This is a genomic window from Pseudomonas mosselii, from assembly GCF_005796105.1.
Lineage (GTDB): Bacteria > Pseudomonadota > Gammaproteobacteria > Pseudomonadales > Pseudomonadaceae > Aquipseudomonas > Aquipseudomonas mosselii_C.
In genome coordinates, this window is record NZ_VAUO01000009.1 from 97,706 (window position 1) to 111,390 (window position 13,685).

The window sequence follows — 13,685 nt, forward strand, 5'->3', positions numbered from 1 at the left end:
ACCGCGCCAGGATTATGAGACCCATACCCGCTTCACTGCTGCTCTGCCTCGCTGTGCTGCCGGCCCTCGCGCCCGCAGCGCAGAAGACCGTCTATGGCCTGAACGAATACGCCCGCCTGGGCGAACTCGACCTGGAAGTGGCGGCCAAGCTCGACACCGGGGCCAAGACCGCCTCGCTCAGCGCCCGTGACATCAAGCGTTTCAAACGCAACGGCGAAAGCTGGGTGCGCTTCTACCTGGCCATCGACGCCGCCCACGAACACCCTATCGAACGCCCCCTGGCCCGCGTCAGCAAGATCAAGCGCCGCGCCGGGGACTACGACGCCGAATCCGGCAAGGCCTACACCGCCCGACCGGTCATCGAGCTCGATATCTGCATGGGCCAGACCCAACGCACCATCGAGGTCAACCTCACCGACCGCAGCGCCTTCCAGTTCCCGCTGCTGATCGGCTCCGAGGCCCTCAAGCACATGGACGCACTGGTCGATCCAAGCCTTAAATACGCGGCCGGCAAGCCTGCCTGCGCCACCGAAGCTCCTAAAGCAGAGTAACCCCGATGCGCTCTCTTACCCTTCACCTGAAAGTCCTGATCACCGTCCTGGTGCTGCTGGGCGTGGCCATCACGGCTTATCAGATCTTCGCCCTGGGCATCCCGGTGACCGAGGACGAAACCGACGATCTGTGGAACATCGACGCCAAGGTCGAGTTCGTCGCCAGCGCCAAGGACCCGGTCAAGGTGCAGATGTTCGTGCCCCCGCTGAACCGCGACTACGTGAGCCTCAACGAGAGCTTCATCTCCAACAACTACGGAGTCAGCGTCAACCGTGCCGATGGCAACCGCAAGGTCACCTGGTCGGCGCGCCGCGCCAGCGGCAACCAGACTCTGTACTACCGCCTGGTGCTGACCAAGCGCTACAGCAACGAAAAAACCAAGGTCAAGGGCCCGACCTTCCGCGACAGCCTGGCCGTCGAGGGCCCCGAGAAGATCGCCGCCGAAGCGCTGCTGGCACCGATCCGCCAACACTCGGCCGACGTCGAGACCTTCGTGGGCGAGACCATCAAGCGGGTCAATAACCTCAACGACGACAACGTCAAGCTGCTGCTGGCCGGCGACACGTCGTCGATGAAAAAGGCCCAGGTCATCGACCTGCTGCTGTCCATCGCCCACGTACCGCTGGAGAAGGTGCACACCATCCGCCTGGTGGCCGACACCCCACAAACCCCGGAACTGTGGCTGCGCAGCTTCAACGGCAACGACTGGCTGTACTTCAACCCGGACACCGGCGAACAGGGCCTGCCGGCTGACCGGCTGCTGTGGTGGACCGGTGACGACAACCTGATCAGCGTCGATGGCGGCAAGAAGGCCAATGTGACCTTCAGCATGAACAACAGCGAGATGAACGCCATCCGCTTGGCCAAGCTGACCGACGAGAACACCGACGCAGACTTCCTCGAGTACTCGCTGTACGGCCTGCCGCTACAGACCCAGCAGACGTTCATGATCATGGTGATGATCCCGATCGGCGTGCTGGTCATCCTGATCCTGCGCAACCTGATCGGCATCCAGACCCTGGGCACGTTCACCCCGGTACTGATCGCCCTGGCCTTCCGCGAGACGCAACTGGGCTTTGGCATCATGCTGTTCACGGTGATCACCGCGCTGGGCCTGTCGCTGCGTTCGTACCTCGAACACCTCAAGTTGCAGATGCTGCCGCGGCTGTCGGTGGTGTTGACCTTCGTGGTGGTGCTGATCGCCGCCATCAGCCTGTTCAGCCACAAGCTGGGGCTGGAGCGTGGACTGTCGGTGGCACTGTTCCCGATGGTGATCCTGACCATGACCATCGAACGCCTGTCGATCACCTGGGAAGAGCGCGGTGGCGGGCATGCCATGAAAGTGGCCATCGGCACCCTGTTCGCCGCTTCGTTGGCGCACCTGCTGATGACCGTACCGGAGGCCGTGTACTTCGTGTTCACCTTCCCGGCCGTGCTGCTGATCCTGGTGGGCTTCATGCTGGCGATGGGTCGCTACCGCGGCTACCGCCTGACCGAGCTCGTTCGCTTCAAGGCATTCCTGAAGAAGGCTGACGGCTGATGTTCGGACTGATCAAGACGTGGAAGGCCCTGGAAGCCCGGGGCATCATGGGCATCAACCGGCGCAACGCGGACTATGTCCTGAAGTACAACAAGCGCCACCTGTACCCGATCGTCGACGACAAGATCATCACCAAGGAGCGCGCCCTGGCGGCCGGCATCCATGTGCCGGAGATGTACGGCATCATCGAGACCGAGAAGCAGATCGAGAAGCTCGACGAAATCATCGGCGGGCGCAGCGACTTTGTCATCAAGCCCGCGCAAGGCGCAGGTGGTGACGGCATCCTGGTGATCGCCGACCGCTTCGAGGACCGCTACCGCACCGTATCGGGCAAGATCATCAGCCATGAGGAAATCGAGCACCAGATCTCGAGCATCCTCACGGGCCTGTATTCGCTTGGCGGGCATCGCGACCGTGCACTGATCGAATACCGCGTGACCCCCGACCAGATCTTCAAAAGCATCAGCTACGAAGGCGTACCGGACATCCGCATCATCGTGCTGATGGGCTACCCGGTGATGGCCATGCTGCGTCTGCCGACACGTCAGTCTGGCGGCAAAGCCAACCTGCACCAGGGCGCCATCGGCGTGGGCGTGGACCTGGCAACCGGCGTCACCTTGCGCGGCACTTGGCTGAACAGGATCATCAGCAAGCACCCGGACACCACCAATGCGGTGGACGGTGTGCAACTGCCGAACTGGGATGGTTTCATGAAGCTCGCCGCCAGCTGCTACGAGCTGTGCGGCCTGGGCTACATCGGCGTGGACATGGTGCTGGACCAGGACAAAGGGCCACTGATTCTGGAACTGAACGCCCGCCCCGGGCTGAACATCCAGATCGCCAACGATTGCGGGCTGACCCAGCGCACCCACGCCATCGAAGCGCACCTGGAGATGCTGGCCAAGGAGGGTCGCAGCGAAGACGCCGAGCAGCGGATCAAGGTGGCGCAGGGCTTGTTCGGCCACGTCCAACCGAATTAACACACGCCCCCTGTAGGAGCGGCCTCGTGTCGCGAAAGGGCTGCGTAGCAGCCCCGGCTATTTCAGCTTTTGCGCTGAAAACCTGGGGCCGCTTTGCGGCCCTTTCGCGACACAAGGCCGCTCTCATAGAACTACACATAACTTGTTGATTTAGAAGGAATCTGTGGGAGCGGGCTTGCCCGCGAACACCGGCAAAGCCGGTGCCATCCACCGAGTCGCCTGCTTCGCGGGCAAGTCGGGGCGCCGAACCGCCGCTCCCACAGGGTACGCGGAGCGCTTGCGAAATCAGTTCTCTGCGCGACAGCGCAGCCCAAAGGGCTGGGTGATCTCCTACAGGATTTTTGTATCGATCCTCGGGCCACGCGTCTTCGCTCAGCATATGAATGTCGCCCGCAGCGCTAGGCGCGTTTCCTACACAGGTCTACAATCGCCCTCCTTGCTTTTTCATCGCCGTCCATCCTGATGCCGACCTGTACCCTCCATCCCCTGCCCTACCAAGCCGACCCAGCCTGTTATTTCGCACGCCTGCGCAACGCACCCGGCGCGATCCTGCTCGACAGTGCCCGCCCCGGTGCCGAGCGCGGCCGCTTCGACCTGCTCAGCGCCTGGCCGCTGCAGCAGTTGCACACGCAACCTGGCGAAGATGGCCGCGACTATCTGCAACGGCTGCGCCAAGCGCTGGCCGACCTCGGCGAAGCCCAGTTACCGCCAGGGTGCGAGCTGCCATTTGCCGGGGGCCTGATCGGCTACCTCAGCTACGATTTCGGGCGTCGCCTGGAGCCATTGCCAGCGCTGGCGGTGGACGACCTGGGGCTGCCTGACGCACAACTGGGCTTGTATGCCTGGGCACTGCTCTGCGACCACCAGTTGCGCACCAGTCATTTGGTGTTCCATCCCCGCCTGAACCAGCCTGAGCGCCAGCGACTGATCCAACTGTTCGAAGCCCCTGCCGAGGCTCCCGCTGAGCCCTTCACGCTGCTCGCGCCAATGACCGGCGACCTGTCCGCCGAGCAGTACCGTGCAGCCTTCGACCAGGTACAGCGCTATATCCAGGCCGGCGACTGCTATCAGATCAACCTCACGCAACGCTTCCGCGCCCCCTGCCAGGGCGACCCGTGGCACGCCTACCAGGCCCTTCGGGCCGTTTGCCCGACGCCATTCTCGGGCTACCAACAGCTGGGGACCGACAGCGCCCTGCTGAGTTTCTCGCCCGAGCGCTTCATCCGCGTCCACCAGCGCGAGGTCGAAACCCGCCCGATCAAGGGCACCCGTCCGCGCGCCAGCGACCCGGCAGAAGATGCGCGTAACGCAGCCGAGCTGCTGACCAGCCCCAAGGACCGCTCGGAAAACCTGATGATCGTCGACCTGCTGCGCAACGACATTGGCCGGACATGCGAGATCGGCTCGGTGCAAGTGCCCGAGCTGTTCAGCCTGGAGAGCTACCCGAACGTTCATCACCTGGTCAGCAGCGTCACTGGGCGCCTGGCCACCGGCAAGGACGCGCTGACCCTGATCGGCGACAGCTTCCCGGGCGGCTCGATCACGGGCGCACCGAAGATCCGCGCGATGCAGATCATCGACGAGCTGGAGCCTGCGCGCCGGGCACTGTACTGCGGCTCGCTGCTGTACGTGGACGTACGCGGCGAGATGGACAGCTCCATCGCCATTCGCAGCCTGCTGATCAAGGACGGACAGGTGAGCTGCTGGGGCGGTGGCGCGGTGGTGGCTGACTCGAACTGGCAAGCGGAATATGAAGAATCGATCGCCAAGGTACGGATACTGATGCAGACCCTGCAGGGCTTGTGATCGCAGGCGCCAGCTTCGCGAGCCAGCCCGCGCCCACAGGTTCAGCCGGTCTACTCCGACTTTTTTTGTTACCATTTGCCCACTACGAGCGCACAGCGCCACTTAACCGATGGAAACCGCCTGATGAGCCAACCCTTCGACGTCGCCGCCCTGGCCGCGACCTACGCCAGCAAGTCCCCGCAGGAGATTCTCAAGCTCGCCTTCGAGCACTTTGGCGATGATCTGTGGATCTCCTTCAGTGGCGCCGAAGATGTGGTGCTGGTGGACATGGCCTGGAAACTGAACAAGCAGGTCAAGGTGTTCAGCCTCGATACAGGGCGCCTGCACCCAGAGACCTACCGTTTCATCGACCAGGTACGCGAGCAGTACAACCTGCCCATCGAGATCCTCAGCCCTGACCGCGACAAGCTCGACCCGTTCGTTAAGGAAAAGGGCCTGTTCAGCTTTTACAAGGATGGCCACGGCGAGTGCTGCGGCGTACGCAAGATCGAGCCGCTACGCCGCAAGCTGTCCACCGTCAGCGCCTGGGCCACCGGCCAGCGCCGCGACCAGAGCCCGGGTACCCGCAGCCACGTGGCAGCACTGGAGATCGACAGCGCCTTCTCCACCCCCGAGCGTACCTTGTACAAGTTCAACCCCCTGGCGCAGATGACCAGCGAGGAAGTCTGGGGTTACATCCGTATGCTTGAGCTGCCCTACAACAGCCTGCATGAGCGCGGCTTCATCAGCATTGGCTGCGAACCCTGCACGCGCCCGGTGCTGCCGCGCCAGCACGAGCGCGAAGGTCGCTGGTGGTGGGAAGAGTCGACGCAGAAGGAATGCGGGCTGCACGCCGGCAACCTGATCAGCAAGGCTTGAGGGCCGCTGCAAGCTGCAAGCTGCAAGCTGCAAGCTGCAAGCTGCAAGCTGCAAGCTGCAAGCTGCAAGCTGCAAGCTGCAAGCTGCAAGCTGCAAGCTGCAAGCTGCAAGCAACAAGCTGCAAGCTGCAAGCAAAAGCAGACCGCACAACACCTGCGTTCTGTTCCTGCTCCCTAAAATTTTTAAGCAATAAAGTAAAAAGCAGCCTTCACACGGGCTGCTTTTTCTTGAAGCTTGAAGCTTGAAGCTTGCTGCTTAACCCTCAGTGCACCGGCAGCTCAACGCCCTCGAACAGTGCTTCAAGCTCCTGCTTGTTGTGGCACTGGATGGCCTTGGCCATCACTTCACGGGTCAGGTGCGGGGCGAATTTCTCGATGAAATCGCACATGAAACCACGCAGGAAGGTGCCGCGGCGGAAGCCGATCTTGGTGATGCTGGCCTCGAACAGCTCGCTGGCATCCAGGCAGACCAAGTCACTGTCAAGCTTCGGATCGACCGCCATCTTGGCCACGATACCCACACCCAAACCCAGACGCACGTAGGTCTTGATCACGTCGGCATCGGCAGCGGTGAACACCACTTTCGGGGTCAGCCCACGGTGATTGAACGCCTCGTCGAGCTTGGAACGGCCAGTGAAACCGAACACATAAGTGACGATTGGGTACTCGGCCAACGCCTCGAGGGTCAACTTGGGCAGCTTGGTCAGCGGGTGCCCTTGCGGCACCACCACGCAGCGATTCCACTTGTAGCACGGCATCATGATCAGATCGCCGAACAGCTCCAACGCCTCGGTGGCAATGGCAAAGTCGACGGTGCCGTCGGCAGCCATCTCGGCGATCTGCATCGGCGAGCCTTGGTGCATGTGCAGCGCCACTTCCGGGTACTGCTTGATGAAATTGCTGATCACCGGCGGCAAGGCATAGCGCGCCTGGGTGTGGGTCGTGGCGATGGACAGTGTGCCCTTCTTCTCGTTGGAGAACTCTTGCGCGATCTGCTTGATGCTCTCGACCTTGCGCAGGATCTCGCCCGCCGTGTTGATGATGCGCTCACCGGCCGGCGTGACGCGGGTCAGGTGCTTGCCACTGCGGGCGAACACTTCGACACCCAGCTCGTCCTCGAGCAGGCGGATCTGCTTGCTGATCCCAGGCTGGGAGGTATACAGGCTCTGCGCCGTCGCGGAAACGTTGAGGTCATGGTGCGCCACTTCCCAGATGTAGCGCAGTTGTTGAAGCTTCATAGATATCCCTCAAAGACGGTGAGTCACCGGCAGCTGGCCGCGACGAGTTATAACTATATTAGTGGCTCCAGCAATAAATCTAGAACTATTTTGTTACATCGATTCCTACAGGCAGGGTTATGTTTTCCTACGCCCAAGGTGCTGCGCCAGCGGCACCATGTACACCGGCACCGATGCCAGCTGCAACAACCTCACCGCCGTGCGCCCCAGCGGCACATCCACGCCCGCGCCGGCACTGTGGCTACCGAAGATCAGTAGGTCGACCGCCAGGCGCCGGGCCTGTTCGAGGATCACATGGGCCGGATCGCCCTGGCGGACCCGCACCGCACGAATCAATGCAAGGTCGGCCTCCTCACCCAACTCATCACGAAAGCTCTCCAACACCCGCTGCTCGATGTTGGCCATGACCGTATTGACGCCCTCGCCGTGCAAGGTGTCCAGGGTCTGCTCGTCGAGGTAGCTCTGCAGCAAGGATTCGGCAAACTGCCCCATGGGCTCTACCGCATGGATGACATACAGTTCAGCGTTGAACGTCCGCGCCAGCGCCAACGCGTGCTGCAGGACAAACGGCGCGTACACACCGAGGTCGGTGGCGTAGAGCATGGAGCGGATCATTCGACCTCCTCAACAGCCATGGCGGCAGAGCAAGGTTGAGCTTAGCAGCGCGCAGCCCACGCGCCTCGCCGTCTGGCGCTGCTTGATCGGGCACGGTTCAGGCCGCCAGGTTGCGCCGATCGAGGAACGCCAGCGCCTGATACAACGCCTGCATGCGCGGCAGATGGCAACCGGCCGCGGCAGCCCTGCGCAGGGGCTCGGCGTAGATCGCCTGCAACTCCAAAGGACGCTGGTGCACATGGTCGTGGTACATGCTCGGCCAATAGTCCGGCATCTGCTCGGTGATGCGCAGCAGGTGCGCGGCATAACCTTGCGGCAGCACTTGACCGCAGGCCCTGGCTCCCTCGACCACCTCGTCCATCAATGCCTGGACCAACCCACGGCTGTCCACATCGGCCATCAGTGGCGTGGTGCTGGCCTGCAACAGCACCGACAGGCCGTTGTAGGGCACGTTCCACACCAGCTTCTGCCAGCGCGCCTGATCGAGATCAGTCATGGCCTGGGAGTCGATGCCGGCGGCGCGGAACAACCCAGCCCCCGCCTCCACCAGTGCGGCACTGTCATGGCCTGCCGGGCCGCTGTGGTAACCCAGGTTGACCGCACCCAGGGCCTGATGACGGATCTGACCCGGCGCCTGGCGATGCACGCAGATGAAACACAGCCCACCGAGCAGGTGCATATCGGCCCGCAACGCCGGGCGCAGCTGCTCCTCGACGCCCAGGCCATTTTGCAACAGCACCACCTTGGCACCGGGGGCTGCGGCCTGGACGATCAGCGGTGCCAGCTCGGCATTGTTGGTGGCCTTGGCGCCCACCAGCAGCCAGTCGCAAGGTGGCATGTCGGCCGCAGACGCATAGGCCTGCACCGCCAATTTCACCTGTCCATGCAGGGCACTGTCGAGGGTTAGCCCGTGCTCCTGCACGGCGAGATACTCGCTGCGCAATAAAAAGTGCACATCGAAGCCAGCACGGGCCAGCATCAGGCCATAAAAACCACCGATGGCCCCACTGCCAATGATACCGATGCGGGTACTGCGAGGATTCATACGGTTCTCCTGGGCGTGAGTCATGTTGTTCGTCCGTTTTTCTACACGCAAATCAGCCGGTTTTTGATCGGTCACTATACTGGGGGAAACAATGTCAAATAATCGACACGGAGTCGACAATGTGCGGATACCTGCCCCACCCCGACGACATTCCGGTCGAACTCACCTTGCGTGCGACCTCGAGCCTGTACCGCCGCCACTTGCACACCCAAGGCCTGGGCGGCATCGCCTGCCTGCAATCGCGCGCCTACCGGCCCGGCACGGCGGTGGAGGTATTCCTCCCATCGCTTGGCCTGGACGCCCGCTACCCAGGCTACGTGGCATGGTGCCAGCGGCTGGAACAGGGCTACCGGGTGGGCATTGCCTTCACCGACAGCCAAGCGTTGTTCGGTGCACGCATGGGCGAGCAGGTCTGCCAGATTCATCGCTATTGCCAACTGCACGCGCATGACACCCCAGCCAGCGGCGATGCGCAACAACTCGCCGCGCAATGGGTAAGCCTGCACGCCGAGGCGTTTTCCGAGGCCAGCCTGCGCGCGCCCGAGGGCTGAAAAAGCCGCAATGCCCCTAAAAACCCCGTATCGACGGGGCCCAGCCCATTGTCGCGCCCCCGCTAACGCGCTAAGGTTCGGCCTCCCCGCTGCGAACAATCTGCTGCTGGGCCGCACGGGGGATCGCTGGCGGCCGGCACCCGTGACCTGACGAGTAACACGATGGCTGATTTACCGATCGATGACCTTAACGTTGCCTCCAACGAGACCTTGATCACCCCCGATCAGCTCAAGAAGGAAATCCCTCTCAGCGCCAAGGCCCTGCAGACCGTGACTGCCGGCCGCGAAGCGGTGCGCAATATTCTCGACGGCAAGGACCATCGCCTGTTCGTGGTGGTCGGCCCATGCTCGATCCATGACATCAAGGCGGCCCACGAGTACGCCGAGCGTCTGAAGGTGTTGGCCGAAGAAGTCTCCGACACCCTGTACCTGGTGATGCGCGTCTACTTCGAAAAACCGCGTACCACCGTCGGCTGGAAAGGCTTGATCAATGACCCGTACCTGGACGACTCGTTCAAGATCCAGGACGGTCTGCACATCGGCCGCAAGCTGCTGCTGGACCTGGCCGAAAAAGGCCTGCCCACCGCCACCGAAGCCCTCGACCCGATCTCCCCGCAGTACCTGCAGGACCTGATCAGCTGGTCGGCCATCGGCGCGCGCACCACCGAATCGCAAACCCACCGCGAGATGGCCTCGGGCCTGTCCTCGGCAGTCGGTTTCAAGAATGGCACCGACGGTGGCCTGACCGTGGCGATCAACGCCTTGCAGTCGGTGTCCAAGCCGCACCGCTTCCTGGGCATCAACCAGGAGGGCGGCGTCTCCATCGTCACCACCAAGGGCAACGCCTACGGCCACGTGGTACTGCGCGGTGGCAACGGTAAGCCGAACTACGATTCGGTCAGCGTCGCCCTGTGCGAGCAGGATCTGGCCAAGGCCAAGATCAAGGCCAACATCATGGTCGACTGCAGCCACGCCAACTCCAACAAGGATCCGGCACTGCAACCGCTGGTGATGGAAAACGTCGCCAACCAGATCCTCGAAGGCAATCAGTCGATCATCGGCCTGATGGTCGAGAGCCACCTGAACTGGGGCTGCCAGGCCATTCCAAAGAACCTGGACGAGCTGCAGTATGGCGTTTCGGTGACCGACGCCTGCATCGACTGGGCCGCCACCGAGAAAGCCTTGCGCAGCATGCGCGCCAAGCTCAAAGACGTACTGCCGCAGCGCCAGCGCGGCTGAGCTTGACGCACACGAAAACGCCGGGCAATGCCCGGCGTTTTCGTATCTGCAATCGCCGTTTCAGGCTTTGCTGGAGTGGCGCTGTTGGCGCTCCATGTAGCGCTCCACATAGGAGCACGACGGAATCACGGTGTAGCCCATCTGCTCGGCGTACTCCAAGGCCTTCTCGGTCAACGCTGCGGCGATGCCACGACCACGCAGAGCGTTGGGCACGAAGGTGCGGTAGATATCCAGCGTCTGCTTGCCCAGGTCCATGTACGTGAGGTAGGCCCGGTGACCGTCCACATTGGTCTCGAACTGATGACCGGCCTGGTCATGGTGGATGGTCAGCGTCTCGCTCATCACTATTCCTCACAGGTCTTGGGCAGACCCTTGCCTTACCAATGGGGTTATTCAGCGCAGGTTCCTCTGCACCACCTCTGCCCCTTGGACAATTGCGCGATCAGGATCGTTCTTGCCGTGGGAGCACCTACAAATAGTAGGCGGCGCGTGCGGGATTGCTCAAGCGGCCCTTGAGAAAATGCCACGCATAGGTTTAATCGACCCTCGCCAGAGGAGCGCAACAGTAGCCTGATGCTCTTTGGGCTATGACGCTGACTGACAGTTAAAGTCACCTTTAGTTCACAAAAAAGTTCCCCAGCTACAACCAGTTGCGTGCGCACCACAGCATGTTCATCGGTTACTCGCAGATCCCGTCCTGGCGAGCTTGCAACGACATTTTTTTTGCAGTTCTTGCGCTCAGTCAGTTTACTTACTACAAGTAATGGGTACTATGTACGCCGGCCAGTTTCTCTTTTCCGAGAGATGGCTCTTTTTATAGAAAGTCCTTGAAGGGGAACACGATGAACAACGTTCTGAAATTCTCTGCTCTGGCTCTGGCCGCCGTTCTGGCTACCGGTTGCAGCAGCGTATCCAAAGAAACCGAAGCTCGCCTGACCGCTACCGAAGACGCAGCAGCTCGCGCCCAAGCTCGTGCAGACGAAGCTTACCGCAAAGCTGACGACGCTCTGGCAGCTGCTCAGAAGGCTCAGCAAACCGCTGACGAAGCCAACGAGCGCGCTCTGCGTATGCTGGACAAAGCCAGCCGCAAGTAATAATCCTCACGGATTGTTATGGAGCCGACCCACCTGTGGGTCGGCTTTTTTTTGCCGTGCAAACAGCCTGCCCGACAAATAAAAAGGGCCTGCACTAAGGCAGACCCCCGCAACACAAGGCACTCGCGCAGGCTTACTGCAATTCGGCCGGAATGCTCGAAACGACCGGCGCTGGTGCACCGGCAGCGGCGGGCACGGCGATCTCGACCGGCATGCCATCTTCGGCGGCCACCACATCTCGCACCATATCCCAGTTCATACGCAAGTTATTGGCCAAGTCGTCACGCTTGAGCAGCGCATTGATCACGGCCGTATGCTTGTCGACCACCGACGGATCGCCGTGGTCATCCAACGGCGTGTGGGCTTCAAGATAGACCTTGCCAGCGCTGATACCGAATTTATAGGGCTCATTCATAATGCGCACAGGCGTGCCCACCGGAACCATCTTCGACAGCTCCAGCACATTGTTGTTGAGCATACGGAAGCAACCATGGCTGGTGCGCATGCCAATGCCGAACTTCTTGTTCGACCCATGGATCAGGTAACCCGGTACACCCAGGGTGAACTTGAACGGCCCCAGGGGGTTGTCCGGGCCGGCGGGCACTACCGCAGGCAGAATATCGCCGTCAGCGGCGTGCTCGGCACGGATCGAGGCCGGCGGGGTCCAGGTGGGGTTGGGCGTCTTGGCGGTGATCTTGGTGTTGGCAATCGGCGAGCCCCACCCTTCCCGACCGATACCCAGCGGGAAGGTGTGTACCACGTTCTGCCCCTTGGGGTAGTAGTACAAACGGTACTCGGCAAGGTTGATGACGATACCCTCGCGCGGGCCAGGCGGCAGGATGTAGCGCGTCGGCAAGACGATCTCGGTACCAGCACCGGGCAGCCACGGGTCGACGCCCGGGTTGGCGGCGATCATCTCCAGATAGCCCAGATCGTTGGCGGTACCGATATCAGCGAAGGTGTCTTCGTATTTGGCCTTGATCACACGGACCTGCCCCACGACGTCCTCACCGGGCGGCGGCAAGGGCAGCTCCAGCGCGAGCGCAGGGCCGGCGACCAACAGGGCAGCCAGGCAGAGGTGACGGGTGACGGCAGGAAAGCGCGACAACATCCGGGAAGTCCTTCGAAAGATCAGTCAAGGGAAACGATTGTACACCTGCCCCGAAACAAGCGGGAGACGTTGGCGGCCTGCCAGATTTTCAGATGATGAAAGGCGCTCAGAGTTCCGGCCATATCGGCCGCATGCCACGCCGCTGGGCGTCGAGGATGGCCTTGCACAACGGGCACAGGCGCCCATCACGATAGATGCTGCGCTCTACCCCAGACCAGCGCGGCTGCGCGGGCAGCAGGCCACCGCACAGGGTACGATCCACCGGTACGCCCAGTTCGAGCTGGCGGGCAGCCAGATGCACACGCACTTCCTGGCAGGCGAACAGGTCAAGTTGTTCGTCAGGCTCGATCAGTTGATAGGCGTACAGGGACCAGGCGGGGCGGGGCATCGGGGGCACTCGAATCGGGGGGCGCAACATTAGCCGAAAGCGGCCCCCGATAAAAGCATCACAACAAGGGTTTTATCGTCGGCCAGGCATTTTCCAGCAGCCGCTGCTGAGCCCCGGCAGCCGGGTGCAGTCCATCGGCCTGCATCATCTCGGGAACACCCCCGACCCCCTCTAGGAAGAACGGCACCAGCGCAACCTTTTTCTGGCTGGCCAGCTGTTCGTACACCTGGGCGAACGCGGTCGTATAGCGCACGCCGTAGTTGGGCGGCAGGCGCATGCCCAACAGCACCACGCGCGCGCCGGCCTCGCGGGTGCGATCGATCATCGAGGCAAGATTTTGTTGCAATTGTGCCGGCGGCTGTCCGCGCAGGCCATCGTTCCCGCCCAGCTCCAGCACCACTAGGTCTGGCTTGTGCGCTGCAAGCAGCGCCGGCAGGCGTGCCTGGCCGCCAGCACTGGTGTCACCGCTGATCGAAGCGTTGACCACTTGAGCGTCGAAACCCTCATCCTTCAGCCGCTGTTGCAGCAGGGTGACCCATCCCTGGCGGGTATCCAGGCCAAAACCGGCGCTGATACTATCGCCGACAACCAGCACGGTTCCTGCCGCCGCCCCTTGGGCCAGGCAACACAAGGCCAGGCCGGCACTCAACCACCACATTCGCATCGGAT

At 62.1% G+C, this 13,685-nt stretch carries 15 protein-coding genes; 8 read left to right on the forward strand and 7 right to left on the reverse strand.

The features are described 5' to 3' along the window. The first annotated feature begins 14 nt into the window (after positions 1–14). The 5 genes from FEM01_RS18255 (at position 15) to FEM01_RS18275 (ending at position 5,736) form a co-directional block, all read left to right on the forward strand. Entirely contained in the window at positions 15–551 is a 537-nt protein-coding gene (locus tag FEM01_RS18255; RefSeq protein ID WP_138220879.1) for an ATP-dependent zinc protease family protein, read from the forward strand. A 5-nt stretch (positions 552–556) separates the two neighbouring features. Then, positions 557–2,092, forward strand: coding sequence for an inactive transglutaminase family protein (locus FEM01_RS18260; RefSeq protein WP_138220880.1), 1,536 nt, complete (start codon positions 557–559; stop codon positions 2,090–2,092). Further along, entirely contained in the window at positions 2,092–3,072 is a 981-nt protein-coding gene (locus FEM01_RS18265; protein ID WP_138220881.1) for an alpha-L-glutamate ligase-like protein, read from the forward strand. The genes FEM01_RS18260 and FEM01_RS18265 overlap by 1 nt, the downstream gene beginning before the upstream one ends. A gap of 462 nt (positions 3,073–3,534) precedes the next feature. Further along, positions 3,535–4,878: an aminodeoxychorismate synthase component I gene (gene pabB, locus FEM01_RS18270; protein WP_138220882.1), complete on the forward strand. Its 1,344-nt coding sequence runs from the start codon at positions 3,535–3,537 to the stop codon at positions 4,876–4,878. 123 nt (positions 4,879–5,001) lie between these two features. Further along, positions 5,002–5,736, forward strand: coding sequence for a phosphoadenylyl-sulfate reductase (locus tag FEM01_RS18275; protein WP_138220883.1), 735 nt, complete (start codon positions 5,002–5,004; stop codon positions 5,734–5,736). A gap of 262 nt (positions 5,737–5,998) precedes the next feature. Here the strand turns inward: FEM01_RS18275 and cysB are convergent, their stop codons facing one another. From cysB to FEM01_RS18290, 3 genes are all read right to left on the reverse strand, one after another. Further along, complete coding sequence (gene cysB, locus FEM01_RS18280; protein WP_138220884.1) at positions 5,999–6,973, reverse strand: HTH-type transcriptional regulator CysB; 975 nt, start codon at positions 6,971–6,973, stop codon at positions 5,999–6,001. A 117-nt stretch (positions 6,974–7,090) separates the two neighbouring features. After that, entirely contained in the window at positions 7,091–7,588 is a 498-nt protein-coding gene (locus tag FEM01_RS18285) for a universal stress protein (RefSeq protein WP_138220885.1), read from the reverse strand. 97 nt (positions 7,589–7,685) lie between these two features. Next, positions 7,686–8,633 carry a putative 2-dehydropantoate 2-reductase gene (locus FEM01_RS18290; protein ID WP_138220886.1) on the reverse strand — a complete coding sequence of 316 codons (948 nt, stop codon included), beginning with the start codon at positions 8,631–8,633 and terminating at the stop codon, positions 7,686–7,688. A 119-nt stretch (positions 8,634–8,752) separates the two neighbouring features. Between FEM01_RS18290 and FEM01_RS18295 the strand changes: the two genes are divergently transcribed. Together FEM01_RS18295 and FEM01_RS18300 are read left to right on the forward strand one after the other, a co-directional pair. Next, positions 8,753–9,184: a PilZ domain-containing protein gene (locus FEM01_RS18295; protein ID WP_138220887.1), complete on the forward strand. Its 432-nt coding sequence runs from the start codon at positions 8,753–8,755 to the stop codon at positions 9,182–9,184. A gap of 162 nt (positions 9,185–9,346) precedes the next feature. After that, positions 9,347–10,423 carry a 3-deoxy-7-phosphoheptulonate synthase gene (locus tag FEM01_RS18300; RefSeq protein ID WP_138220888.1) on the forward strand — a complete coding sequence of 359 codons (1,077 nt, stop codon included), beginning with the start codon at positions 9,347–9,349 and terminating at the stop codon, positions 10,421–10,423. A gap of 60 nt (positions 10,424–10,483) precedes the next feature. On the opposite strand, the gene FEM01_RS18305 is transcribed toward FEM01_RS18300, so the two are convergent. Further along, entirely contained in the window at positions 10,484–10,765 is a 282-nt protein-coding gene (locus FEM01_RS18305) for a GNAT family N-acetyltransferase (RefSeq protein ID WP_110994199.1), read from the reverse strand. A 500-nt stretch (positions 10,766–11,265) separates the two neighbouring features. Here FEM01_RS18305 and oprI point away from each other — a divergent pair, with 500 nt between their 5' ends. Further along, positions 11,266–11,517: an outer membrane lipoprotei OprI gene (gene oprI, locus FEM01_RS18310; protein WP_003259780.1), complete on the forward strand. Its 252-nt coding sequence runs from the start codon at positions 11,266–11,268 to the stop codon at positions 11,515–11,517. A 133-nt stretch (positions 11,518–11,650) separates the two neighbouring features. Here the strand turns inward: oprI and FEM01_RS18315 are convergent, their stop codons facing one another. The 3 genes from FEM01_RS18315 to FEM01_RS18325 all read right to left on the reverse strand — a co-directional run bounded on the left by FEM01_RS18315 (position 11,651) and on the right by FEM01_RS18325 (position 13,680). Continuing rightward, positions 11,651–12,628: a L,D-transpeptidase family protein gene (locus FEM01_RS18315; RefSeq protein WP_138220889.1), complete on the reverse strand. Its 978-nt coding sequence runs from the start codon at positions 12,626–12,628 to the stop codon at positions 11,651–11,653. A gap of 106 nt (positions 12,629–12,734) precedes the next feature. Continuing rightward, a complete protein-coding gene (locus FEM01_RS18320; RefSeq protein ID WP_138220890.1) occupies positions 12,735–13,016 on the reverse strand; it encodes a hypothetical protein in 282 nt (93 codons plus the stop codon). 58 nt (positions 13,017–13,074) lie between these two features. After that, complete coding sequence (locus FEM01_RS18325; protein ID WP_138220891.1) at positions 13,075–13,680, reverse strand: arylesterase; 606 nt, start codon at positions 13,678–13,680, stop codon at positions 13,075–13,077. Positions 13,681–13,685 lie beyond the last annotated feature (5 nt).